This is a genomic window from Rathayibacter sp. AY1C7, assembly GCF_002931865.1.
Lineage (GTDB): Bacteria > Actinomycetota > Actinomycetes > Actinomycetales > Microbacteriaceae > Rathayibacter.
The window spans coordinates 41748-63104 of record NZ_PSWB01000023.1; the positions used below are offsets into that span (position 1 = coordinate 41748).

Sequence of the window (21357 nt, forward strand, 5' to 3'; positions counted from 1 at the left end):
GTCGTGCCGGGTCGATCACCCGGTGCCCCGACGCTCCCAGGAGAAGAGGACGGTGACGGTCCTCTTCTCGGAATACCCTCGGGACGTGCCCACGACGACCGAGCGGCTCCTCCTGCTCCTCTCTCTCCTGCAGACCCGCCGCGACTGGCCGGGCGGAGTGCTCGCCGAGCGCCTGGGGATCGCGCCGCGGACGGTGCGTCGCGACGTCGACCGACTCCGCACGATGGGCTACCGGATCGACGCGGCGAAGGGCCCCGACGGCGGGTACCGGCTCGAGGCCGGCGCCGAGCTCCCGCCGCTGCTCTTCGACGACGAGCAGGTGCTCGCCCTCACCGCCGCCCTGCGCGCGCCGATCGCGGGGCTCGAGGAGGCGTCGGCCCGTGCGCTGGCGACGGTGCGGCAGGTCCTGCCCGCCCGGCTCCGGCCCCGAGCTGATGCGCTGCGCTTCACGGTCGCGGCGGCGTCGGCCCCCGCGGTCCCTCCGGAGCGGCTGGTCGCGGTCGCGGCGGCCGTCCGGGCCTCGGAGGTGTTCCGCTTCGCGTACGCGTACGCGGAGGCGGTGCGCCGCGTCGAGCCGCACCACCTGGTCGCGCGTCAGGGCCGCTGGTACCTCATCGGCTTCGACCTCGACCGCGACGACTGGCGGGTGTTCCGCGTGGACCGGCTCGAGCCGCGCTCGCCCCGCGGCGCCCGCTTCCGCCGCCGGGCGCTGCCGGGCGGGAGTCCCGCCGAGTTCCTGGAGGCGCGGTTCCGCGGCGGAGCGCCCGGGGAGGGGTGGCCGTGCCGCGGCTCGGTCGTGCTGACGGCGCCCGCCGCCGAGGTCCTGCCCTACGCGGGCGACGGGGAGGTGGAGGACCTCGGCGACGCGGGCTGCCGACTCGCCCTCGGCGCCTGGTCGTGGGAGGCGCTCGCCGCGTCGTTCGGCCGGTTCGACGCTCCGATGGCCGGGGCCGAGCCGCCCGAGCTGGCCACCGCGTTCCGCGTGCTCGCGGAGCGGTACGCCGCGGCGGGAGCCTGATCGGAGCGCGTCGGCCGTCCGGCGCCGCTACTTCACCGAGTACCGGGCGCTCCCCGTGCTGCCGTCCGCCGTCGTGACCGTCAGCGTCCAGCAGGTGCCCCGCTTCGCGGGCACCGTCCACGCCTTCACGTAGCGGTTCGTCGCGGTGTCGTAGCGGAGGCGTCCGGTCAGGGTGGTCGTCGGCGCTCCGGTGAGGACGGCGCCGGCGGTGCAGGAGGTCTGCCTCTGCGTGACGCTGCGCACGTCGGCGAGGGCGGAGTGGCGGAACGTGCCCGCGGACGACGTGGACGTCACCTGGAACGTCATGCCGGTCGCGGCTCCGGCGGTCACGCTCTTCACCGAGGTGCTGAGCCCGCCGATCGCCCACGGGGTCACGGTGTAGGACGCGGTGAGGGTCGAGACGTTGCCCGCCCGGTCGGTCGCGGTCGCCCGGTACACGTGCGGTCCGACGGAGCGGCCGCCGCCCGTGATCACGCAGTCGCCGGTGAGTCCCGAGAGCGCGTCGTCCGCGAGGCAGCGCGCTTCCGGGAGCGCCGTGCCGTAGGGGTAGGACCCCTCGGGCTTCGACGTGAACGAGAGCTGCGGCTTCGTGGAGTCGATGTCGATGCCGCTGCGGGTCGTCGTGGCACGGTTGCCCGCGTTGTCGACGGCGGTGCCGGTGACGCTCTGGCCGGGGCCCTCGCGCAGGATCCGCGCGGGGGTGCAGCTGCGGATCCCGGAGCCGCTGCCGTCGGCGCAGGAGAAGCCGACGGAGACGGGGGAGCGGAACCAGCCCGCGGCGTTCGGAGCCGTCGGCGCGGTCGTCGCGGCGATGGTGGGGACGCCGGTGTCGACGATCCGGTAGGTCGCGGTGGCGGTCGTGGTCAGTCCTCCGGGGTCGGTCCAGGTGCAGGTCGCCGTGCGGGTGCCGAGGCCGTTCACGAGCGTGCCGGTGACGACGGCCTCCTCGCTGAACGTTCCGCTCTCCGCATCCGTGATCGCGCAGGCGGCCCTCGGCTCCGAGCCCTTCTCGTAGGAGGCGCCGTCGGTGGCGTAGGCGACCGTCACGACGGGCGGGGTGTTCGCGGGGACCACGGTGACCGTGTGCGGCACGCCGGCCGTGGTGCCGTACGCGTTCCGCGCGCTCACCGTGAAGGTGGAGTCGCCTGCGGTGGTCGGCCTGCCCGAGACGACGCCCTCCGGCGAGAGGGCCAACCCCGCGGGAAGGGCGCCGGACGAGACCTCGAAGGTCGCGGCCGGGCCGGACGCCGTGAAGGTCGCGGAGTAGCGGGTCCCGGTCTTGACGAGCGTCTCGGCGGTGTCGGCGGTGAGGGTCGGCAGCGGGCCGATCGCGAAGGCGTGGTTGAAGCCGACCGCGATGCCGGTGGCGCCCGTGATCCCGGCCGGGACGTCCAGCTCCGTGTCGCCGTCGGGGTGCAGGGAGACGACGGTGCCGTCGGACGTCAGCAGGACGCTGAAGCCGATGCCGGCGGCGATCGCGGTGATACCGCCGAGATCGGCGGGGACCCGCGGCAAGCCGGAGTCGGCGGGGTCGCCCCAGGTGACGACGGTGCCGTCCCGCTTCAGGGCGAGGCTGTGGGAGTAGCTGACCGACACGGCGACGACGTCGCGGAGGCCTGCCGGGGCGGTGTACGCGCCCCTGTCGTCGCCGCCCCACGCCACGACGGTCCCGTCGGCGCGCAGCGCGAGGCTGTTCCAGCCGCCCGCGGCGATCGCGACCACTCCGGAGAGACCCACCGGCACGTCGGTCGCTCCGAACCGATCGGAGCCCCAGGCCGCCACGGTCCCGTCGCCCCGCAGAGCGAGGGTGTGGTAGCTGCCCGCGGCGACGGCGGTCACGCCGCCGAGTCCGGCCGGGACGTCGGTCTGGCCCTGACGGTCGTCGCCCCACGCGACGACCGTCCCCTCCATCGTGAGGGCGATGCTGTGGAGGTACCCGGTCGAGATCGCGGTCACCTCGCGGAGCCCGGCCGGCACGTCCCGCTCGCCCTCCAGATCCGCTCCCCAGGCCTCGACGGTGCCGTCGGTGTGGAGCGCGAGGGTGTGGCTGTAGCTGCTCGCGACGTCCGTGAGGTCGGACATGCCCGCCGGCACGTCCCACTCCCCGTTGAGGTAGCGCCCCCAGGCGGCGACGCCGTTGGCGAGGTGGTCGTTCCCGACCGGCACCGGGTCCGGCTCGGCGGAGGCGAGGGGAGCCGCAGTGCCGGCGAGCAGAGCGACGGTCGCGGTCAGAGCGAGCAGAGTGCGGCGCAGACCCGCGGCGGTGCGGGCGGGGCGCGGAGAAGCGGGGTCGGTCACGGGCTCACGCTAGGGGCCGGCTCTCCTCCGCGGCGGGGGCGGGGGCGCCCTGTAGCGGACATGTCCTCTAGAGGGCGGAGCGCCGCTCCTCCAGGGCGGAGCCCGGGCCCTCCAGGGCGGAGCCTGGCCCCTCGGGGCCCGCGGCGGAAGGGCTTGCCCGGATCCGCGGCGGGCGATTGGCTGGAGGGCAGGAGAGAGAGGTGTCACCATGACGCAGACCTTCCCCGCCTGGTTGCGGGATCAGCAGAAGAGGGACGACGAGGTCGGCCGCTTCGCGCAGGCCTTCGGCGGTCGCGACGACCTGCCCGAGCACGGCGGCCGCGCGATCTACGACGGCTACTTCGCCAGCGAGCCCGAGTCGGCGCAGGCCGATCTGGACCGCGCCTGGATGGAGTTCGAGGCGCACCCCGAGCCGTCCGCCACGTCCGACGAGCCGGAGGGACTCCGATGAGCGACCAGACCCCGAGTCCCGTCGAGGACCCGGACGACCAGTCCGACAAGCCGTCGCAGGCCGAGGGCGAGGACGAGCGCGACACCCCGCACGAGGTCCTGCCCGCCGAGGGCAAGCCCTCGAAGGCCGAGGGCTGAGCCGACGCACTGAGCCGACGCACTGAGCCGACGCACTCCCCGGAGGGGCGAATCCTGCAGAGGGTGCGCCCCTCCGTCGCGTCAGCGCCCGGTGACCGCCAGCAGCTCGTGCGCCGCGGCGCTGTCCGGGTAGCGGGAGAGCACGCGCTCCAGATCGCGCCGAGCAGGAGCCGTGCGCCCGTCCGAGAGGAGCGTGCTCGCGCGCTCGAGCAGCGCCTCCGCCCGCAGCTCCACGGGACGCGCGCTGGTGACGGTCGGGCGCACCACGCGGTCGAACGCCTCGAGGGCGCCCTCGATCAGGCCGAGCTCGCGGAGAGCGACGCCGCGGCGGATGAGCACCGCGGCGGAGGCGGCGTCCACGTTCTCGACGGGCGCCGAGAACTCGGCCACGTCGCTCCAGCGGCGGCGGGCGGAGTAGAGGGAGGCGAGCGTCGACGCCGCGAGGGTCGACGGCTCCAGGGTCTCGACCGCCACGACAGCCGCGGTCGGATCCATCGGTGCTGCCAGCTCGGCGTAGAGCAGGCGCAGCGCCGGGGCGTCGAGCGGCACCTCCACGTCGAGGCCGCCGCTCAGCGGCAGGCGGACGGTCAGCGCGATCCCGTAGCGGCGGAGGAAGGAGTCGGCCGACGGGTCGTAGCGGATGCGCACCAGCCAGCCGGTGAGCCGCAGAGCGCGATCGTCGTCCGCGGAGTGCAGGGCGTCGCGGACGAGCTCGACGACGGCCGCGAGGCGCGAGCCCTCGGGGGAGCCGGTGGTCGCCTCGTGCAGGTCCTCCGCCGGCGCCCCGGCGCGCACGAGCCGGAGCAGGGGCGCCTCCCACGCCGGAGCGAGGGCGGAGGGGCGCACGAGACCCGGCCCGCCGGGCATGCTGAGCCAACCGGACAGCCGGGAGCGGTGGTCCTCGGGGGAGAGCGGGTCGCCGGCCGCCCGGAGCCGGGGGCGCGCGAGGGCACGGAGCTCACCGCTCCGCCGGAAGCCGACTGCCACGGCCGATCCCCCTCCGCGTGCGGCGGCGGCTGAGGACCGTCGATCCGCCGAGTCTACGGCGTCGCCCCCCGCCGTCACCCCCGAACGGGGAGCGACGCGCTGGCGGCGATCCCCCGCCTCCCGTCGTCGCCCCCCGGCGCTGTCAGGCGCCGATCGAGCCCGCCGTGCGCAGCGGCATCACGTCGGGCTTCTCGGCGGTGCTCGCGATCGTCACGACCGCCTTCTCCACGTTCGAGCGGAGCACGGCGTCCATGATCTCGAGCACGTGCAGGGCCACGCGGCCGGAGGCGCGGTGCGGGCGGTCCTCCGCGATCGCCTCCGCGAGGTCGGCCAGTCCCACTCCGCGACCGGTGTCGATCACGCCGGCGGAGTCGGGGACGACCCGCCAGTCCTCGTCGCGGACGGCGACCTCGACCGGGTCCGAGAACATGTTCGGATCCGGGACCGAGATGGTGCCCTCGGTGCCGTAGACCTCGAACTTCGGGGCCCGGCTGCGCCAGACCTCGAAGCTCACGGTGACGGTGGTGGCGACTCCGCTCGCGTGCTCGAGCAGCGCGGTGATGTGCGTGTCGATCGTCACCTCGATCGGCGTGCCCGCCTTCGGCCCGGTCTCGATCGTGCGCGGGCGGTCGGAGCGGGTGGCCAGGCCCGTGACGCGGACGACCGGCCCGAAGAAGTGCACGAGCGCCGTCAGGTAGTACGGGCCCATGTCCAGCAGCGGGCCGCCGCCGGGCTGGTAGTAGAACTCGGGCGCCGGGTGCCAGCGCTCGTGGCCGGGAGCGGCCCAGTGCACCTGCGCGGCGATCGGGGTGCCGATCGCGCCGGAGTCGAGGGTGAGGCGCGCGGTCTGCACGCCGGTCCCGAGCACCGTGTCCGGGGCGCTCGCGAAGCGCAGGCCCAGCTCGTCCGCGAGGTCGAGCATCGGCGCGGCCTCGGCCGGGTTCAGCCCGAGCGGCTTCTCGGCGAAGACGTGCTTGCCCGCCTTCAGGGCGCGGGTGCCGATCTCGACGTGCGCCGCCGGGATCGTGAGGTTCAGCACCGCGTCGATCTCCGGGTCGTCGATCAGCGCGTCGACGGTGAGGGCGCGGACGCCCTGCTCGTCGGCGACCTGCTGCGCCCGCTCCTGGTTCAGGTCGGCGACCGCGACGAGGCGGAGGCCGGGGAAGGTCGGGAGGTTCGCGAGGTACTGCTCGCTGATCTTCCCGACGCCGATGATGCCGACTCTCAGCGGGACGCCCACAGCATTCCCCTCTCGATGATCGTGCGGACGTTGTCGTCCTGGAGGATCTCGACGCGGTGGCCCGGCGTCGAGACGAAGATGCGGCCCTCGCCCCAGAGGCGGGTCCAGATCGCGGGGGAGGTGATGGGGCGCTTCCACGGGTCCCACGGGCGGACGGCCTGCGTGGTCGTGGCGAGCACGTCGTTGTAGTCGTCGTGCAGCACCCAGTACTGCTCCGTGACCAGCTCGAAGTCGGTGATGCCCTGCGTGATCGGGTGGTCGGCGGCGAGGGCCGTCATCTCGATCGTGTGCGGCATGTAGTTGTCCGACTGCTCGCCGGTGCGCTCGTCCGGGTGCTTGCCGGGGTGCGAGGCGAACTGGCCGCCGATCAGCTGCAGGTAGTCGGAGTTGTCGCGGTAGGAGTCGGCGATCCCGCCGTGCCAGCCGGCGAGGCCCGTGCCGCGCTCGACCGCCGCGCGGAGGCCCAGGAACTCCTCCCACTGGATGGAGGTCATCGTGTTCGACTGCACGATCAGGTCGACCGTCCGCATGTAGGCCTCGTCGGCGTACACGGCGGTCGACTCCTCGACGCGCACGTCGTAGCCGTTGTCGCGGAGGAACGGCAGGAACAGCTCGGTCGCCTCGACCGGTTGGTGGCCGTCCCAGCCCCCTCGGACGACGAGGGCCGTCTTGCCGGGAGTGGTCGGGGAGTGGTCGGTCATCGTCGTCCTCACGTGCGGGCGGATCGCTCCGCGGTTCGTCATCGAACAGGACTTGCGCAACTTCTGCGCGGGAGCCCCAGCGTCCGACCATCATGCACCGCGGTTCCCGGCGGGAGCAAGCCGTCCTGCCGCAGGGCTAGTTGCGAAAGTCGGCATCCGCTACGGTGAGCACATGCCCGACCACGACGACGTCTCCGGAGCGACCACGCGCCCGACCATGGCGCTCATCGCCGAGCGCGCCGGGACGAGCGTCCCCACCGTCTCGAAGGTGCTCAACGGCGGCACCGACGTCTCGGAGGCGACCCGCCTGCGCGTGATGGAGGCGGCGCACGCGCTCGGCTACCGCCGCCGCCCGCGCCTGCGCCCGCCGGTCGAGGATCCGCACTCCGCCCAGATCGTCGACGTCGTCGTCGGCCACATCGGCGGCACCTGGATCGGACCGGTCCTCGAGGGGATCGAGGCCGAGGCCTCCGCCGCCGGGGTCGACCTGGTGCTCACCCGCGCCCGCGACGACGGCGCCTGGATCAGCCGCCTCCTCCGCCGCCCCTCGCTCGGCGCCATCGTGGTGCTGGTCAACGTCTCGGCCGCGCAGCTGCACCTGCTGACCGCCGCCGAGCTGCCCGTCGTCGTCGTCGACCCCAGCACGCGGCCGCCGGCCGACGTCGCGAGCGTCGGCGCGACCAACTGGGACGGGGGCCGCATGGCCGCCGAGCACCTCCTCGACGCCGGCCACACCCGCTTCGGCGTCCTCGGCGGCACCCGCACCCAGCTCTACAGCAGCGCCCGGATCGACGGCTTCACCACCGCGCTCCGCGCCGCCGGGGTCGAGGATCCGCGCGTCGCCTACTGCGACTGGGACCGCGAGCTGGCCCGCGAGGCCGCCGGGCTGATGCTCGCCGAGCCGGACGCGCCGACCGCCTTCTTCGCCTGCTCCGACGTGATGGCGCTCGGCGTCTACGAGGCCGCCGACGACGCCGGCCTCCGCATCCCGCGAGACCTCAGCGTCATCGGCTTCGACGACGTCGAGGAGTCGGCCTGGGCGACCCCGCCGATGACCACGATCCAGCAGCCCATCGGCGAGATGGGCGCCATCGCCTTCCGGATGCTGCACCAGGCGCACCGGTCGGCGACCCTGCTCGCCTCGGGAGCCTCGGCCACCCGCATGGAGCTGGAGACGCGGCTGATCCGCCGCGCCTCCGTCGCGCCCGTGCGCGTCTAGCGCCGCCCGCTCGCCCTCCCACCCCCGCCCCCTCGGGATCGATGCGTCACGAACGGTCCTCATCCGCCCGCCGTGACGACCGTTCGTGACGCATCGACCCCGGCGGGCGCCGCGGTCCCGCGGCCCCCGCCCTCAGTGCCCCGCGCCGAGGTTCCCGGCGAGGCGGCCGTGCATCCGGGTGGAGGCGTCGTTCATGCCCTCGATCACGGCGCGGGTGCCGTGGCGCTCGTACTTGGTCGTGACGGCGTCCAGCGCGGCGACGGTCGAGGCGTCCCAGATGTGGGAGCCGGAGAGGTCGATCACGACGTGCGCAGGGTCCTCCGCGTAGGAGAACTGCGTGGTGAGGTCGTTGCTGGAGGCGAAGAACAGCTCGCCGGTCACCGTGTAGTGGGCCGTCGATCCGTCGGCCGAGAGGGTGCGCTCGACGGTGGCGAAGTGGGCGACCCGGCGGGCGAAGACGACCATGGCGGCGAGGACGCCGACGACGACTCCGATCGCCAGGTTGTGGGTGAGGACGACCACGACGACCGTGGCGATCATGACGACCGTCTCGCCCACGGGCATCCGCTTCAGGGTCGACGGGCGGATGCTGTGCCAGTCGAAGGTCGCCACCGAGACCATCACCATCACCGCGACCAGCGCGGCCATCGGGATGATCGCGACGAGGTCGCCGAGCGCGACGACGAGGATCAGGAGGAACACGCCGGCGAGGAAGGTCGAGATGCGGGTGCGGGCGCCGGACGCCTTCACGTTGATCATCGTCTGGCCGATCATCGCGCAGCCTCCCATGCCGCCGAACAGGCCGGAGAGCACGTTCGCGGCGCCCTGCCCGAGTGACTCGCGGGTCTTGCGGGAGGGGGTGTCGGTGATGTCGTCGACGAGCTTCGCGGTCATCAGCGACTCGAGGAGCCCGACGAGCGCCATCGCGACGGCGTACGGCGCGATGGTCGTGAAGGTCTCCCAGGTCAGCGGTACGTTCGGCAGGAACAGCTCGGGGAGGCTGCGGGGCAGCTCGCCCTGATCGCCCACGGTGGGGACGGCGACCGCCGTGACGACGACCGCCGCGGTGATGAGGACGATGGCGACGAGAGGCGCCGGAACGGCCTTCGTCAGGCGCGGCATCACCACCATGATCACGATGCCGACGGCGACCAGCGGGTAGACCAGCCAGGGCACGCCGATCAGGTTGGGGATCTGCGCCGAGAAGATCAGGATCGCCAGCGCGTTCACGAATCCGACCATCACGCTGCGGGGGATGAAGCGCATGAGCTTCGCCACTCCGAGCAGCCCGAGCACGATCTGGAGCACGCCCGCGAGGATCACCGTCGCGATGAAGTAGTCCATTCCGTAGTCGCGGGCGACGGGGGCGATCACCAGGGCGACGGCGCCGGTGGCGGCGGTGATCATCGCGGGGCGGCCGCCGAGGAACGCGATCGACACGGCCATCACGAACGACGAGAAGAGGCCGACCCGCGGATCCACGCCCGCGATGATCGAGAACGAGATCGCCTCGGGGATGAGCGCGAGTGCGACGACGAGGCCGGCGAGGACCTCGCGGGTCAGGATGCGGGGGGTGCGCAGCGCCGTCATCACGGTGGGCTCGGCGTGCGGGCGGGCAGGGGTCTTCGAGGCGAGGGCCATCGCGGCGGCTCCAGGGAGTGGGAGGGGTGCTCGACGAGGAGCGCGGAGGGCTGCGGCATCGGGTCGGCGGAAGCGGGCGGGGATGCCAAGCTTGCAGAGGCGTGTCAGCAGCACGGGCAACCCTACCCTCACGTAAGGGTAGATCTGAAGGGGTGAGCAGGATCGGCACCATGCACATCGGCGAGCTCGCCGAGCGGACCGGCCTCTCGCTCCGGACCCTGCGCCACTACGACGAGATCGGCCTCGTGAAGGCGTCCGGCCGCACCGAGGGCGGCTTCCGCCTCTACACGTCCACCGACTACGACCGCCTGATCCTCATCCGCCGCATGAAGCCGCTCGGCTTCTCGCTGGAGGAGATGGCCGCGCTGCTCCGCGTGATCGACACCCTCGAGGCCGAGGGCGACGACGCGCCGGCCGAGGTCCGCGCGCAGCTCGACGCCTTCGTCGCGCAGGCCCGCGAGCGCCGCGAGGCGCTGAGCGCCCAGCTCGCGATGGCGGACGAGTTCGTCGAGCTGCTCACCAGCCGCTGAGCCCGGCCGCCTGCGCGATCGATGCGTCGCGAACGGCTCCCCTTCGCCTCCGATGACGACCTTTCGCGACGCATCGGATCCCGGGAGCGCGGGAGAGCCGCTCAGGTCGCGCTCGCGTCGGGCAGCTGCTCCGGGCAGTCGCCGCCCGGCTCGGTGGCGAGCTCGAAGTGCCAGATCTCGTTCGCGTAGATCTGGCAGAGCCCGTAGTCGGTGCCGTGCTGCGCGAGCCAGCTGTCCGCGTCCGTGTAGCCGATGTCGACCGCGCCGCCGGTGAGGTGGGCGGAGGAGGTGACGGATGCGACGCGGCGGCCGCGGTCCGACGGCGGCCGTCAGCCGCGCGGGCCGCGGGCCAGTAGGGCGTGCAGCAGCGGAAGCGCCGACGCGATCATCAGCACGGTCCCGAAGCCGCTGTCGTCCGGGCGCACGACGGCGCCCGCGATCAGCAGGCCCGCGAACAGCACGGCCGAGATCACGCGGCGGACGGTGCCCTCGAGCCGGTTCAGCCGGCGCTCGATGGTGGGGACGGTGACCGCGAGCTCGCCGTCGTCGAGGGTCGTGACGAGCTCGTCGAGCCGGCGCGGCAGGCGCCAGATCAGGCCGAGCGTGTCGACGGCCTGCTTGCCGACGTCCTGCACGACGGAGCCGCGCTCCTCGCGGATCAGCTGCTGCGCGTAGGGCTCGACCGAGTCCCACAGGTTGAAGGCCGGGTCGAGCGCGCTGCAGACGCCCGAGGTCAGCGACATCGCGCGGATGACGAGCAGGAAGTTCTCGGGGAGCTGGAACGGCAGAGCGCGCACGACGTCGCCGAACTGCACGGCGAAGTCGCGGAACTCGCGCGGATCCACCTCCCGCAGCTCGGCGAAGCCCATGCCGCCGAAGCGGGCGAAGAGCTGCGTGAGCGCCCGCTCCAGCTCGCGGGAGTCGGCCGAGGGGAGGAGGACGCCGACCGCGCGGGCCGCGTCGACGAGCCCCTTGCCGTCGCGGGAGGCGGCGGCGATCAGCATCCGGCGCAGTCCCGCGCGGGTGCTCGGCGGCACCTCGCCCATCATCCCGAAGTCGATGAAGGTGAGGCGCCAGGGCAGCTCGCCCCCAGGGGTCGGCGTGACGAAGACGTTGCCGGGGTGCGGATCCGCGTGGAAGTAGCCGTTGGTGAAGAGCTGGTCGAACATCACGGCCGCGAAGACCGGAGCGACCTCCCGCGGGTCGATCCCGGCGGCCAGCAGCGCGGCGTGGTCGGTGATCTTGATCGCGGTGACGTCCTCGAGCGTGAGGACCTTGCGGGTCGAGCGCTCCCAGACCACGTCCGGGACGGCCACCCGGGCGTCGCCCGCGAAGTCGGCGGCGAAGCGGACGGAGTTGGCCGCCTCCTGCAGGTAGTCGATCTCCTCGAGGCTGGTGACCGCGAACTCCTCGACGAGTGCCGGGGCGTCGACGCGGTCCGAGACGAGGCGAACGTGGCTGAGCCAGCCGCCGACGCGGCGCAGAGCCGCGAGGTCGACCTCGACGATCTGGTCGATCCCCGGCCGCTGCACCTTCATGATGGCCGCGGAGTAGCCGGTGTCCTCGGCGTCGGCGGGGGAGAGCCGGGCGCGGTGGGCCTGGCCGAGCGAGGCGGCGGCGACGGGCGACTCGTCGACTCCGGCGTACGCGCGCTCGAGCGGCAGCCCGAGCTCGGACTCGGCCAGCGCCCGGATCCGCGGGAACGGGACGGGCGGGACCTCGTCCTGCAGCCCCTCCAGCTCGCGGGTGATCTCGGGCGGCAGCACGTCCAGGCGCGACGACATGAACTGGCCGACCTTGATCATCAGGCCGCCGAGGTCGACCGCGAGCACGTGGAAGCTGCGGGCGAAGCGGCGCATCCGGCCGGGCCGGGTGCGGAGCGCGACGCGCGTGAGCCCCACCCGCGGCAGGAGCAGGTCGAAGAACCAGGTGACCGCGAGATGCCACGCGGCGAAGCGGAGGATCCGGCGGTAGCGCCGCCGGTCCTCCCGCTCTCGGTGGCCCGGGGCGGCAGGACCCGGGCTGACCGAGGCCACCCGGGTCAGTCCTGCGCGAGGATCGCGTACAGGCGGCGGCGCACGTCCTCGAGTTCGGCGACGGCCTTCCGGATCTGCTCGGGGGTGCCCGAGCGTCCGACCTGGGCCGCGGCCTGGGCGAGCTCGAGGCCCGCCTTGGGCAGGGCGCCGAAGTCGACGTGGTCGGAGTCGTTCCACGGGGTCGAGGTGCCGTGCTCGGCGACCGTCGCGCGGCCGGCGTCGGTCAGCGTGTAGGTCTTGCGGCCGTTCTGCTCGTCGGCCGTGATGAGGCCCTCGTCCGCGAGGAGCTGGAGGGTCGGGTAGACCGAGCCGGGGCTCGGCTTCCAGTCGCCTCCGCTGCGCTCCTCGATCTCGCGGATGATCTGGTAGCCGTGCATGGGCTGCTCGGCGAGGAGCGCGAGCACCGCGGTGCGCACGTCCCCGCGGCCGACCCGGGAGCCGACGCGCTTCTCCATGCGGGAGCGGGCCTGCTCCATCGCGCGCCAGATGCTCTCGATGGGCGTGCCGGTGCCGAACGCGCCGGTCGATGACGATCCGTTCATGATGACCTCCTGTTTCTCCGAACGATACTCAGCGATATGGGTGGCGACTGTGAACGACTGCCGCGTCGGCTCAGAGCTTCGCGAGCTTCGCCCGGGCGACGAGGAACAGCCCGTACATGACCAGTCCCGCGCTGACCAGGGTCAGGGCGATCGTGCCGTACGGAGGGACGTCGAGGAAGCGGATGGCCCCGTCGAGCCCGGTCGCCTGGCGGGCGTCGCCGGTCAGCGCCGCGACCACGAAGATCCCGCCGGCCAGGCCCAGAGCGAGCCCCTTCGTGATGTAGCCGGTCGCGCCGAGGATCAGCACTGCCGTCCCAGTCGGGCCCTCGGGGATGCGGACGAGCTTGCGGAAGCCGCGCCGGATCCCGATCGCGACGAAGCCGATCCCGCTGCCCAGCACGATCCCGCCGACGATCACGAGGATCACGACGCCGACCGTGCTCGTCAGCAGCTCGGTGTTGATGCGGCGGATCGTGGCCGAGGAGCTCGTCGAGCCGCCGAGCGCGAAGACGAGCGTGGTGCCCGCGAGCGTGAGCGAGGCGAAGCCCTTGCCCGACTCGACGATCCGGCGGCCCAGGCGGGCGGGGAGCCCCGGCGCGGAGGAGCGCCCGCCGAGGGAGAGCTGCCAGAGCCCGAGCGCGACCAGCCCGACCAGCGCAGCCCAGACCACCACGAGCCCGACGGGGGAGTCGGCCATGCGCCCGATCGCTCCGGACGCGTCCGCCTCCCGCGAGGTCTCGTCGCTGACCGCGACGCGCAGGGCGAGGCCGCCGATCAGGAGGTGGATCAGTCCGTTCACGGCGAATCCCGTGCGGGCGAGGCGCCGGAAGCGCCGGGTCCGGACTCCGGCGCGCGGCGACGGCACGCTCGCAGTGGACATCGCGCAACCCTCTCATCCCCGGTGGCCCCGGCGCCTCCTGACCCGCCGACGCGCGCGTGGCAACCCTCTCCCCGGCCGGGGTGCCCGAGTCGTCGGATGGAGGTGCGGTGCAGATCGCGCCGCAGCAGGACGAGAGAAGGAACCCCATGCGTGCACGCCGACGTCGCGCGGGCGGTCGCCGAGGGCCGAGGCGGGGCGGACGTCCCGGACCGGTCCCGGGCAGGGGAGGGCGGCGACGATGACCGGAGCGACGCTCCTGGTCCGCCGCCCGTCGAGCCCGGCCTCGCGGGTTCTGGTGCTCCACGCGACCGCGGTCGAGCTGGAGCTGCTGGTGGCCGCGCTGCTCGGGCTCGCCGAGGAGACGCCGTGCCTGGACGTGCGGGTGGCGGCGAGGTCGCGGGCGGCGCTCCTGCTGGCGACCGTCGATCCGGAGGCGGTGCTGCCGCTGGCCGAGGCGCGGCGGGTCCGCGTCGGGCTCCGCCGCGAGCGCGAGGAGCTGGAGCGCGGCGGGATCGGGTGCCGGCACGTCGTCGAGGCGCGGGCAGGCCGTCGGTAGCTCCGGAGCGGGTCCGATCGGCCGCCGGCCTCGCGACGAAGTCCTGACGGAGGTCGTCCACCGCCGATGTGCGCCGCGCCGTCCCGCCCCCGTCAGCAGCAGCCGCAGGCCTCCGAGTCCTCGCTCGTCAGCGCGGCGATCGGCGTCGTGCAGGTCTCGCCGCGCCAGGCCTCCAGGCCTTCGCGGACGGCGACCGCGGCGATCACGAGGCCGGCGACGGGGTCGGCCCACGTCCATCCGAGCGTGCTGTTCAGCAGCAGGCCCACCAGGACGGCGGCGGAGAGGTACGAGCAGAGGAGCGTCTGCTTCGAGTCCGCGACCGCCGAGGCCGAGCCGAGCTCGCGGCCGGTCCGGCGCTCGAGCAGGGAGAACGCGGGCATCACCAGCAGGCTGACGGCGGCCAGCACGATGCCGACGGGGGAGTGCTGGGCCTCCGAGAATCCGAGCAGCGCCCGGACCGAGTCGACGGCGACGAACGCGGCCAGGCCGAGGAACGAGACGGCGATCACCCGCAGCGCGGTGCGCTCGCGCGCCTCCGGATCGCGGCCCGAGAACTGCCAGGCGACGGCCGCGGCGGAGAGCACCTCCACCACGGAGTCGAGGCCGAAGGCGACGAGCGCGGTGGACGACGCGACCGTCCCGGCGGCGAGTGCCACGATCGCCTCAACCACGTTGTAGGCGATGGTCGCGCCGACGATCCAGCGGATCCGCCTCTGCAGCACGCGGCGGCGGGCGGGGAGGAGCGGAGCGCGCAGGGCGCTCATGCGCAGCGGCAGTCGTCGCCGGAGCAGCAGTCCGGATCGACGACCAGGGCCAGGCGGAGCAGGTGGTCGAGCGCCCCGGCGATCCGGGTCTCGGCCAGCCGGTACCAGGTGTACCGGCCGTCCTTCACGGCCTCCACCAGCCCGCATCCGCGGAGGCACGCGAGCTGATTCGACATCACCTGCCGCGAGACCCCGAGCGCGTCCGCGAGGTCGGAGGGGACGGCCGGAGCCTCGCGCAGCGCGAGCAGGATCCGGGACCGGGTCTCGTCCGCCAGGGCGGATCCGAGGCGCGCGAGAGCGGCGGAGTGGGTGAGGGTCGCGGAGGCGGGCACGGGAGCGACGGTACACGCGATGCTGTATCGAGCGCGAGGGCGGTGGCCTCTCCTCGAACGTGCGGGCTCCCCTCCTGCTCCCCCCGTCGGGTGGGCGGACGGGCCGCACTGCCGCGGATCCCCGGGGCCGGCCTCCACGGCGCGCCGCGTACGGCCCGTGCGCCGTGCCAGGATCCCCTTGATCGCGGCGCCCGTCCGCCGCTCCGCCGCTCGGTCTCCTGGAAGGGCCACGGACCCGCCTTGCTCGATGCCACGACCCTCCGCGTCGCCTTCGGGGTCACCGCCCTCACCCTCTTCCTGCTGTTCGCGCTGGTCACCTACCGGTCGACGCGCTCGTCCTTCAGCTTCTGGTGGTGCACGGCGCTCGCGCTGTTCATGGGCGGCTCGCTCGCCTACCTCCGCGACGGCACGGCCGACCAGGTGTGGGCGAATCCGCTCGGGAACGGGCTCATCGTGGCCGGCGCCGCCGCGGTCTGGGCGGCGAGCCGCTCCCTCCGCGGCCGGCCGACGCCGTGGTGGCTGGTGGTCGCTCCGACCGTGGTGGTGACGGGCGTGTCCAGCCTCGACTCTCCCGCCGTCAACGACTGGTCGGGAGGGCCGCTCTACCTCGCCTCGATGGCGCTCCTCATCGGCCTGTCGACCCGCGAGATCGCGCTGCTCGGCGCCGGACGCTCGCGCACGCGCTGGCCGCTGCTGCTGAGCTCCGGCGCCCTCTCCCTCTACTACGCGCTCCGGTTCGCCGTGTTCCTGGCCGCGGGGCTGCGCAGCGAGCTGTTCGCGACCTGGTTCGGGACCCCGACCACCACGCTGATCACGCTGGTGCTGCTGGTCGTGGTGTCGTTCAGCATGGCGTCGCTCAGCGGCGAGCAGGTCGCGCAGATGCTCACCGCCGGCGCCGCCCGCTCGCGGCAGGAGCTCGCCGACGGCGAGAGGGTGCAGCGGCGGCTCGAGCCCCGCTCGGTCCCGGACCTCCCGGGCTACGACGTCGCCGGCGCCTGCGTGCAGAGCGGGACGGTGAGCGGCGACTTCTTCGACTGGCGCTGCACGCCCGACGGGCTCGCCGTCACCGTCGCCGACGTGATGGGCAAGGGGGTCGGCGCCGCGATGATCGCCGCCACGGTCCGCGCCGCCCTGCGCGTCACTCCTCCCGCCCTCGGCCCCGCGGCGACGATGGCGCTCATCGACCGGGTCGTCGAGCCGGATCTGGCGGCGAACGACGCGTTCGTCACGCTCCTCCACCTGCGGCTCAGCGCCTCGACCGGCGACATCGCGCTCGTCGACGCCGGCCACGGACTTGGAATCGTCTGCCGCACCGACGGCTCCCGCGAGCGCATCCCCTCCGCCCACCTGCCGCTCGGCCTCCTCGGCACGCAGGAGTGGCAGCCGACCGGCCTCCGGCTTGACCCCGGCGACCTGCTGCTGATCTGCAGCGACGGTGTGCTCGACCTCTTCGACGGCTCCCTCGCCGCCCTCGACCGGGTGGCCGACGCGGCCGTCGCCGCCCCCGCGACCGCCGCCGCCGCGGTCGCCGGCGTCACCCGCCTGGCGGCCGAGGGGCTGCTGGCGGACGACGTGACCGTGGTCGCGATCCGGCGGACCTCAAGGAGCTGACCCGGCCTCAGCCCCGCCCCGCCTGCAGCCGGAGCCCGGCCAGCAGCAGGTCGAGGCCGGAGCGGAACACGTCGAGGTCGTCGTGCGTCGCCATGACGTCGGCCGCGTGGTGGCCGAAGGGGAACTCCTCCGGATCGAGGGCGCGCCAGCGGTCGGCCAGGTGCTCGAGGAACTCGCCCCTCTCCATCCCGCTCTCGAGGAACTCGCGGGGCGGCGGCTGCGCCAGGTCGGCCGCGACTCCGACGACGTAGCTGACGATGGACGACACGGCGTGGAACCGCTGCCGGGGCGTCAGGTCGAGAGCCATGAGCTGCTGCCCGAGGCGCTCGTACATCGCCATCGAGTTGGGCTGCACCCCGGTCGTGCGGAGCATGTAGATGCCGAACCAGGGTCGGCGGACGCACTCGTCGAAGAGGGCCAGTGCGACGGCGCGGACGTTGTCGATCGGGTCCGGCCCGTGGGTGAGCGGCTCGCTGTCGGCGAGGACCCGACCCATGACCTCGTCGGTCGCCCGCTCCAGCAGCTCGTCGCGGCTGCCGACGTACCAGTAGATGCTCGCCACACCGCCGCCGAGTCGGGCCGCGAGCGCGCGGAACGTGAGGGCCGACTCCCCGGACTCGTCGAGGATCGCGATCGCCTCGGCCAGCACGGTGTCGAGCGAGTGCGACGCTCGGCGGCGGCCCCGGGCGGGGGAGGGCGCGGCAGCGGTCTCCGTCGGGCGATCTGCAGGCATGGCTTGCATCTTACCGAACGACGTTCCATACTATCGAACGCCGTACGAGAGTCGAACGGCGTTCGATAGGAAGGCGCCTCGATGTCCGCTCCGACGACCACCTCCGCCGAGTCCCGCGCTCACACCTCCCTCCGCTCCGCGGCACTCCCGCTCGCCGCTCTCTGCCTCGCGTTCTTCGTCGAGATGGTCGACAACACGCTGCTCTCGATCGCCCTCCCGACGATCGGACGCTCACTCGACGGGTCGACCGCCGGACTGCAGTGGGTGACCGGTGCCTACTCCCTGACCTTCGGCGGGCTGCTGCTGACAGCCGGGTCCGCCGCCGACCGGTTCGGCCGCCGCCGCGTGCTCCTCACCGGCCTCGCCGCGTTCGGGCTGATCAGCCTCGCCGTCGTCCTCGTCACCGACATCGGCCAGCTGATCGCCCTCCGCGCGGCGCTCGGCTGCGCCGCGGCCGCCATGGCGCCCGTCACGATGTCGCTGGTGTTCCGGCTCTTCGACGACGAGAGGCTCCGCATGCGGTCGATCACGATCGTGATGATCGTCGGGATGTCCGGCATGGTCCTCGGCCCCCTCCTCGGCGGCTCGATCCTCAGCACCGTCAGCTGGCAGTGGCTGCTCGTCGTCAACGCCCCGATCGCGCTGCTGGTCTGGATCGGCGTGCGCCTCGGAGTCCCCGCAGACCAGCGCGCCGACCTCACCTCCGGTCGGCTCGACCTGCCGGGGACCGCCCTCACCGTCGCCGCGGTGGGGCTCGGCTGCTACACACTCACCAGCGGAGTCGAGAACGGCTGGCTGTCGCTCCTCACGATCGCCTGCGCCGCGGGCACCGTCGCCGCCGTCGCGGGATTCGTCGTCCGCGAGCGCCGCGCCGTCTCGCCCATGATCGACCTCGCGATCTTCCGCGCCGGCCCCGCGCGGGGAGCGGCGCTCACGCAGCTCGGCGCCTCGGTCGCCTTCGCGAGCGTCCTGTTCGGCCTGATCCTGCACTTCCAGTACGCCTACGGCTGGAGCCCGGTGCGCGCCGGCCTCGCGAACCTGCCCGTCATCGTCACGATGCTCGCCGCCACTCCGGTCACCGAGCGCCTCGCCGCGAAGCTGGGGCACCGCGCGGCCTGCCTGATCGGCACCGGGCTCCTGGTCGGCGCGCTGCTCGGGATGTCCTGGGCGGTGGACCGGGGCTACCTCGCGATCGCCGTGATGATGGTCGTGATGACGGTGGGCCTGCGGACGATCATGACCATCTGCGCCGTCGCCCTCGTCGAGGCGATGCCCGCGAACCGCACCTCGATCGGTGCGGCGCTCAACGACACGGCCCAGGAGATCGGCACCAGCATCGGCACGGCCGTCGTCGGCACGCTGATCGCCGCACTGGTGGCGACCACCCTCCCGGCGGGCGCGTGGAGCGCGGACCTCGTCCGGAGCTTCTTCGCGGGTGAGCGGGTCGCCTTCCTGGTCGTGGCGGTCCTCGTCGGCGTGATCGCGACGATCGGCTCGCTGTCCCTCAGCGACTCCCGCTCCACCGAGGAGCCGGCGGCGGCCTAGTCCATCGGGTCGCGCCGAGCGTCCTCGAGGTCGGCGATGTCCGTGTACTCGAGGAAGTCCAGCGGCGGGATGTCCGTCATCTCCTCGCTCCAGGAGGGGCGGGCCGGCTGCATGCGGCGCGTCTCGAGCTCGATGTGGGCGATGACCTCCGCGTCGTCCGGCTCCTCCACCTCGCTGCTGTCGATCGGCAGCGACCAGAGCTGGCTCGCCGGCCCGATCAGCAGGTGGGCGTATGCGCGGCCGCCGCCCTCGGTCAGGACAGGCACCGAGACGACGTCCGACTTGTTGACGTCCGCGAGGGCCCGGGCGTACCGGAGGACCGCCTTGCAGGTCAGGTCGCCGACGAGGAGGTGGCCGCTGGAGTAGTGCAGTTTCCGCATGCGTCCAGCCTCCGCGCGCCGCCCGCGGGCCCTCAAGAGGGTTGCCGCGGGGAGGCGGCTCCCCTAATGGGCCCCGAGGTCCCGCCCGATCGGGATCACCGCTGGGGGCGCCCGGCGCTCTCGCGGAGCTCGCGGCCGTCGGCGACGTCCTCGGCGTGCTTCTCCGCCTTCTTCTCGCTCTGCCGGGTGTCGCGGGGCGGCAGCTGGATGTGCTCCTCGGCTTCGATGCCCGCCTGCAGCTGGCGGCCGCGCTCGAGCTCGGCGTCGAACTCGGCCCCGAAGAGCAGGGCGAGGTTCGTGATCCAGAGCCAGAGGAGGAAGACGATCACGCCGCCGAGCGCGCCGTAGGTCTTGTTGTAGTTGCTGAAGTTGGCGACGTAGAACGCGAAGCCGGCCGAGGCCAGCGCCCAGACGACGAGGGCGAGGATCGAGCCCATGCTGGTCCAGCGGAACTTCGGCTGCCGCACGTTCGGCGACCAGTGGTAGAGGACCGCGACGATGACGACCATGATCGCGATCAGCACCGGCCACTTGGCGATGCTCCACACGGTCAGGGCGACCTCGCCGAGGCCGACGGCGTCGCCGATGGTCTGCGCGACGGGTCCGCTGAGCACGAGGATCAGCCCGGCGATCACGAGCAGGAGGACCGTCACGAGGGTGACGGCGAGCATCGTGGGGCGCAGCTTCCAGATCGGGCGGCCCTCGTCGATCTCGTAGACGCGGTTCATCCCGCGCCCGAAGGCGCCGACGTAGCCGGAGGCGGACCAGAGGGCGCCGAGGACACCGGTGACGAAGGCCAGTCCGGCGGCGGGGCTGGAGGTGAGCTCCTGGATCGGGCCGCGGACCGTGTCGAGGACGTCGGCCGACACGAATCCGCCGGCGATCTCGAGCACGGTGTCGGTCGTGGTCTCGGCCTGGCCGAAGAGGCCGAGGATGGAGACGATCGCGAGCAGCCCGGGGAACAGCGCGAGGACGGCGTAGTAGGTGAGGCCGGCCGCGATGTCGGTGCACTGGTCGGCGCCGAATTCACGGAGCGTCTTCTTGAGGACGTAGCCCCAGGAGCGCTTGGTGACCTCGGTCGGTCCGTCGGGCTTGCGGGAGTCGTCGGGGTCGGGCGCGGTGCGGTCGCGCTCGGTGCTGGTCTGGGCCACGGTCGTCCTCCATCTCGAGCGTCTGCGGATCGTCGGGGACGGAAGGACCGCCTGCGATCGCTCCGAGCCCCGACGACGCCGTGCTCGCCACCGACCGTAGGAGCGCCGGACGCTCAGGGCAGGACGGTTGACAGCCGCCCGTCGAGTCCGGTGGGGGAGGTGTCCCGCGGTGGCGCCCGCGCTCAGAGCTGCGCGAGCAGCCTCTCGCACGCCTGCTCGCAGCGGCGGCAGGCCTCGGCGCAGATCCGGCAGTGCTCGTGCATTTCGGCGTGCTGCTCGCAGTCGTCGGCGCAGGCGCGGCAGGCCAGGAGGCAGGCCTCGACGAGGGCGCGGACGGCCGCGGATCCGACGACGCCGCGGCGCGAGAGCACGGCGCCGGTCGCGGCGCACACGTCGGCGCAGGCGAGGTCGGTGCGGATGCAGTGGACCAGCTCGGCGACCGACTCCTCGCCGAGGCACGCGTCGGCGCAGGCGGTGCAGGTGAGCGCGCAGGCGCCGCACGCGTCGATGCACTCGGCCAGGACCTCCGGATCGACGCCTCGCAGCTCCCCGGGGTGGCTCCGGATCATGTCGCTCGTGCTGCTCATGGCGCGTCCTCTCGTCGT

22 protein-coding genes are annotated in these 21357 nt (G+C 73.4%); 8 read left to right on the forward strand and 14 right to left on the reverse strand.

The annotated features are described in order from the left end of the window. Positions 1-85: 85 nt before the first annotated feature. Positions 86-1018 (forward strand): YafY family protein, encoded by a 933-nt coding sequence (locus C5C69_RS12645; protein ID WP_258067530.1) that lies wholly within the window; start codon positions 86-88, stop codon positions 1016-1018. 27 nt (positions 1019-1045) lie between these two features. Here C5C69_RS12645 and C5C69_RS12650 read toward each other — a convergent pair whose 3' ends face one another. Further along, positions 1046-3316: a PxKF domain-containing protein gene (locus tag C5C69_RS12650; RefSeq protein ID WP_104258027.1), complete on the reverse strand. Its 2271-nt coding sequence runs from the start codon at positions 3314-3316 to the stop codon at positions 1046-1048. A 208-nt stretch (positions 3317-3524) separates the two neighbouring features. Between C5C69_RS12650 and C5C69_RS12655 the strand changes: the two genes are divergently transcribed. Both C5C69_RS12655 and C5C69_RS17040 read left to right on the forward strand, forming a co-directional pair. Continuing rightward, positions 3525-3767 (forward strand): hypothetical protein, encoded by a 243-nt coding sequence (locus C5C69_RS12655; protein WP_104227148.1) that lies wholly within the window; start codon positions 3525-3527, stop codon positions 3765-3767. Further along, positions 3764-3904, forward strand: a complete 141-nt coding sequence (locus C5C69_RS17040; protein WP_159940045.1) for a hypothetical protein — start codon at positions 3764-3766, stop codon at positions 3902-3904. Before C5C69_RS12655 ends, C5C69_RS17040 begins: the two co-directional genes overlap by 4 nt. Before the next feature lie 81 nt (positions 3905-3985). On the opposite strand, the gene C5C69_RS12660 is transcribed toward C5C69_RS17040, so the two are convergent. From C5C69_RS12660 to C5C69_RS12670, 3 genes are all read right to left on the reverse strand, one after another. Then, the gene (locus C5C69_RS12660; protein ID WP_104227147.1) at positions 3986-4891 is read right to left on the reverse strand and encodes a tol-pal system YbgF family protein; all 906 of its coding nucleotides are present in this window, start codon (positions 4889-4891) and stop codon (positions 3986-3988) included. Positions 4892-5033: 142 nt separating this feature from the next. Next, positions 5034-6131, reverse strand: coding sequence for a Gfo/Idh/MocA family protein (locus tag C5C69_RS12665; RefSeq protein ID WP_104227146.1), 1098 nt, complete (start codon positions 6129-6131; stop codon positions 5034-5036). Then, positions 6116-6832 carry a ThuA domain-containing protein gene (locus C5C69_RS12670; RefSeq protein ID WP_104227162.1) on the reverse strand — a complete coding sequence of 239 codons (717 nt, stop codon included), beginning with the start codon at positions 6830-6832 and terminating at the stop codon, positions 6116-6118. The genes C5C69_RS12665 and C5C69_RS12670 overlap by 16 nt, the downstream gene beginning before the upstream one ends. Before the next feature lie 172 nt (positions 6833-7004). Between C5C69_RS12670 and C5C69_RS12675 the strand changes: the two genes are divergently transcribed. Continuing rightward, positions 7005-8051 carry a LacI family DNA-binding transcriptional regulator gene (locus tag C5C69_RS12675; protein ID WP_104258028.1) on the forward strand — a complete coding sequence of 349 codons (1047 nt, stop codon included), beginning with the start codon at positions 7005-7007 and terminating at the stop codon, positions 8049-8051. Positions 8052-8183: 132 nt separating this feature from the next. Here C5C69_RS12675 and C5C69_RS12680 read toward each other — a convergent pair whose 3' ends face one another. After that, the gene (locus tag C5C69_RS12680) at positions 8184-9692 is read right to left on the reverse strand and encodes a SulP family inorganic anion transporter (RefSeq protein WP_104227143.1); all 1509 of its coding nucleotides are present in this window, start codon (positions 9690-9692) and stop codon (positions 8184-8186) included. Between the two features lie 170 nt (positions 9693-9862). Here C5C69_RS12680 and C5C69_RS12685 point away from each other — a divergent pair, with 170 nt between their 5' ends. Continuing rightward, positions 9863-10222 carry a MerR family DNA-binding transcriptional regulator gene (locus C5C69_RS12685; RefSeq protein WP_104227142.1) on the forward strand — a complete coding sequence of 120 codons (360 nt, stop codon included), beginning with the start codon at positions 9863-9865 and terminating at the stop codon, positions 10220-10222. 329 nt (positions 10223-10551) lie between these two features. Here C5C69_RS12685 and C5C69_RS12690 read toward each other — a convergent pair whose 3' ends face one another. From C5C69_RS12690 to C5C69_RS12700, 3 genes are all read right to left on the reverse strand, one after another. After that, entirely contained in the window at positions 10552-12258 is a 1707-nt protein-coding gene (locus C5C69_RS12690; RefSeq protein WP_104227141.1) for an AarF/ABC1/UbiB kinase family protein, read from the reverse strand. Positions 12259-12263: 5 nt separating this feature from the next. Then, a complete protein-coding gene (locus C5C69_RS12695) occupies positions 12264-12800 on the reverse strand; it encodes a PadR family transcriptional regulator (RefSeq protein ID WP_104224292.1) in 537 nt (178 codons plus the stop codon). A 70-nt stretch (positions 12801-12870) separates the two neighbouring features. After that, positions 12871-13680 carry a DUF1206 domain-containing protein gene (locus tag C5C69_RS12700; protein ID WP_104227140.1) on the reverse strand — a complete coding sequence of 270 codons (810 nt, stop codon included), beginning with the start codon at positions 13678-13680 and terminating at the stop codon, positions 12871-12873. A 238-nt stretch (positions 13681-13918) separates the two neighbouring features. Here C5C69_RS12700 and C5C69_RS12705 point away from each other — a divergent pair, with 238 nt between their 5' ends. Next, positions 13919-14236 (forward strand): hypothetical protein, encoded by a 318-nt coding sequence (locus tag C5C69_RS12705; protein ID WP_104224290.1) that lies wholly within the window; start codon positions 13919-13921, stop codon positions 14234-14236. A 92-nt stretch (positions 14237-14328) separates the two neighbouring features. Here the strand turns inward: C5C69_RS12705 and C5C69_RS12710 are convergent, their stop codons facing one another. Together C5C69_RS12710 and C5C69_RS12715 are read right to left on the reverse strand one after the other, a co-directional pair. Next, a complete protein-coding gene (locus C5C69_RS12710) occupies positions 14329-15000 on the reverse strand; it encodes a cation diffusion facilitator family transporter (protein ID WP_104258029.1) in 672 nt (223 codons plus the stop codon). Further along, positions 14997-15332: a helix-turn-helix transcriptional regulator gene (locus C5C69_RS12715; protein WP_104224288.1), complete on the reverse strand. Its 336-nt coding sequence runs from the start codon at positions 15330-15332 to the stop codon at positions 14997-14999. Before C5C69_RS12715 ends, C5C69_RS12710 begins: the two co-directional genes overlap by 4 nt. A 240-nt stretch (positions 15333-15572) precedes the next feature. On the opposite strand from C5C69_RS12715, the gene C5C69_RS12720 reads away from it, so the two are divergent. Then, positions 15573-16943 (forward strand): PP2C family protein-serine/threonine phosphatase, encoded by a 1371-nt coding sequence (locus C5C69_RS12720; RefSeq protein WP_104227135.1) that lies wholly within the window; start codon positions 15573-15575, stop codon positions 16941-16943. Positions 16944-16950: 7 nt separating this feature from the next. Here the strand turns inward: C5C69_RS12720 and C5C69_RS12725 are convergent, their stop codons facing one another. After that, on the reverse strand, positions 16951-17676 hold the full coding sequence (locus C5C69_RS12725) for a TetR/AcrR family transcriptional regulator (RefSeq protein ID WP_219812305.1): 726 nt from the start codon (positions 17674-17676) through the stop codon (positions 16951-16953). Between the two features lie 81 nt (positions 17677-17757). Between C5C69_RS12725 and C5C69_RS12730 the strand changes: the two genes are divergently transcribed. Further along, on the forward strand, positions 17758-19221 hold the full coding sequence (locus C5C69_RS12730) for an MFS transporter (RefSeq protein WP_104227133.1): 1464 nt from the start codon (positions 17758-17760) through the stop codon (positions 19219-19221). Here C5C69_RS12730 and C5C69_RS12735 read toward each other — a convergent pair. The 3 genes from C5C69_RS12735 to C5C69_RS12745 form a co-directional block, all read right to left on the reverse strand. Further along, on the reverse strand, positions 19218-19601 hold the full coding sequence (locus tag C5C69_RS12735) for a hypothetical protein (protein ID WP_104227132.1): 384 nt from the start codon (positions 19599-19601) through the stop codon (positions 19218-19220). The two genes, C5C69_RS12730 and C5C69_RS12735, sit on opposite strands and share 4 nt — an antisense overlap. A 95-nt stretch (positions 19602-19696) precedes the next feature. Further along, entirely contained in the window at positions 19697-20752 is a 1056-nt protein-coding gene (locus tag C5C69_RS12740; protein WP_104227131.1) for a YihY/virulence factor BrkB family protein, read from the reverse strand. Positions 20753-20934: 182 nt separating this feature from the next. Next, the gene (locus C5C69_RS12745) at positions 20935-21339 is read right to left on the reverse strand and encodes a four-helix bundle copper-binding protein (RefSeq protein WP_104258030.1); all 405 of its coding nucleotides are present in this window, start codon (positions 21337-21339) and stop codon (positions 20935-20937) included. Between the last annotated feature and the right edge of the window lie 18 nt (positions 21340-21357).

Coding starts and splice junctions, on each gene's coding strand:
- C5C69_RS12655 (WP_104227148.1), top strand. CDS start 3,525: ATGACGCAGACCTTCCCCGCCTGGTTGCGGGATCAGCAGAAGAGGGAC.
- C5C69_RS17040 (WP_159940045.1), top strand. CDS start 3,764: ATGAGCGACCAGACCCCGAGTCCCGTCGAGGACCCGGACGACCAGTCC.
- C5C69_RS12670 (WP_104227162.1), bottom strand. CDS start 6,832: ATGACCGACCACTCCCCGACCACTCCCGGCAAGACGGCCCTCGTCGTC.
- C5C69_RS12675 (WP_104258028.1), top strand. CDS start 7,005: ATGCCCGACCACGACGACGTCTCCGGAGCGACCACGCGCCCGACCATG.
- C5C69_RS12680 (WP_104227143.1), bottom strand. CDS start 9,692: ATGGCCCTCGCCTCGAAGACCCCTGCCCGCCCGCACGCCGAGCCCACC.
- C5C69_RS12685 (WP_104227142.1), top strand. CDS start 9,863: ATGCACATCGGCGAGCTCGCCGAGCGGACCGGCCTCTCGCTCCGGACC.
- C5C69_RS12695 (WP_104224292.1), bottom strand. CDS start 12,800: ATGAACGGATCGTCATCGACCGGCGCGTTCGGCACCGGCACGCCCATC.
- C5C69_RS12700 (WP_104227140.1), bottom strand. CDS start 13,680: ATGTCCACTGCGAGCGTGCCGTCGCCGCGCGCCGGAGTCCGGACCCGG.
- C5C69_RS12705 (WP_104224290.1), top strand. CDS start 13,919: ATGACCGGAGCGACGCTCCTGGTCCGCCGCCCGTCGAGCCCGGCCTCG.
- C5C69_RS12710 (WP_104258029.1), bottom strand. CDS start 15,000: ATGAGCGCCCTGCGCGCTCCGCTCCTCCCCGCCCGCCGCCGCGTGCTG.
- C5C69_RS12725 (WP_219812305.1), bottom strand. CDS start 17,676: ATGCCTGCAGATCGCCCGACGGAGACCGCTGCCGCGCCCTCCCCCGCC.
- C5C69_RS12730 (WP_104227133.1), top strand. CDS start 17,758: ATGTCCGCTCCGACGACCACCTCCGCCGAGTCCCGCGCTCACACCTCC.
- C5C69_RS12735 (WP_104227132.1), bottom strand. CDS start 19,601: ATGCGGAAACTGCACTACTCCAGCGGCCACCTCCTCGTCGGCGACCTG.
- C5C69_RS12745 (WP_104258030.1), bottom strand. CDS start 21,339: ATGAGCAGCACGAGCGACATGATCCGGAGCCACCCCGGGGAGCTGCGA.